Source organism: Columbia Basin potato purple top phytoplasma, from assembly GCF_028595955.1.
Taxonomy (GTDB): Bacteria; Bacillota_I; Bacilli_A; order Acholeplasmatales; family Acholeplasmataceae; genus Phytoplasma.
Map to the genome: position 1 here is coordinate 1 of NZ_JANHJP010000022.1, position 1,156 is coordinate 1,156.

General features: G+C 20.7%; 2 protein-coding genes. Both read right to left on the reverse strand.

All coding sequences use genetic code 11. The features are described 5' to 3' along the window. Window positions 1–14: 14 nt before the first annotated feature. Window positions 15–491, reverse strand: a complete 477-nt coding sequence (locus M8044_RS02430) for an SVM family protein (RefSeq protein ID WP_273585460.1) — start codon at window positions 489–491, stop codon at window positions 15–17. A gap of 55 nt (window positions 492–546) precedes the next feature. Further along, entirely contained in the window at window positions 547–1,113 is a 567-nt protein-coding gene (locus M8044_RS02435) for an SVM family protein (RefSeq protein WP_273585461.1), read from the reverse strand. Window positions 1,114–1,156 lie beyond the last annotated feature (43 nt).

The following is a 1,156-nucleotide window of genomic DNA, read 5'->3' on the forward strand; positions in this document are numbered from 1 at the left end:
AAAGATTAATCTAATTATTTGTTTAATTTATATTGTAAATTAATATATTTTTGGTTTAAATTCTTAATTCTTTTCACTAATTCTTGATGATTTGTAATAAGTTCTTGTATTGTAGGGTCTTGATATGAACGACTTAAAATTTTAATAGCTACTTGATTTCGTTCATATGAATAATCCCAAATTTTTTCGTTTATATACTTTAAATTATTGACATCAGAAAGCCTTTGATAAAGATTTTTAATTGTTTGATCTAAATTATGTAATTCTTTTTGTAAATTTACATCATCATCTAGATGATGAATGTGAAAATATGAAATTTTAGTAGCTAAATTTTTTCTTTCTAAATAAAGTTTATTAATTTCATTGTTTATTGAATTTTCATCATTTAAATTATTCATCGCCATTACTGAATTATTAGTAATTAAAAATAATCCCAAGAAAATAAATAAACAAAAACTTATTATTTTAAATTGATTTTGTAATTGAAACATTAATTAAAACTCCTTTTGATATTTATAATAAAAATAAAGCATATTTTAAATTATTTTAACGTCTTCTATTATTATTTGGTCGATTTTGGTTGTTTTGTGTTTGATTTCTAATGATATTAATTTGTCTTTGATTTTGATCTATTCTTGTTTGAATATTTCTTAAGGTATTTATTTGTTCTTCCGAAGCATAAAGTGGTGTATTATTAATGGCTGAAATCATCTCTTGTGTTAACAATAAATATTCCCTTTCTAATTGAACTCTTGTCATATTATTATCAAAATTTCTTAACATTCGTTCTTGATTATTTAGTTGTCTTTGTTGATAAGTTATTATTTGTTGGTGTATTTGTTGTAGTTGATTCGAAAAAAAATTAATTTCCGTTTCTGAGCTATGATTAAAAAGAGCATTAATTAATTGTTGAGATATTCTACCTTGGGTTAATAATAAGTTTCTAAAAATATTATATTCATCTATATGATTATCAACAACAGAATTATTTTCAGATATGCCATCGTTATTATCCATTCCCATTGCTTGATAATTATTATTAATAAATAACACTCCTAAAAAAACTAATAAACAAATATTTATTATTTTAAATTGATTTTGTAATTTAAACATTAAAAAAATCTCCTTTTTATTTTTATTTCTTTAAATTTAACAT

Coding starts and splice junctions, on each gene's coding strand:
- M8044_RS02430 (WP_273585460.1), bottom strand. CDS start 491: ATGTTTCAATTACAAAATCAATTTAAAATAATAAGTTTTTGTTTATTT.
- M8044_RS02435 (WP_273585461.1), bottom strand. CDS start 1,113: ATGTTTAAATTACAAAATCAATTTAAAATAATAAATATTTGTTTATTA.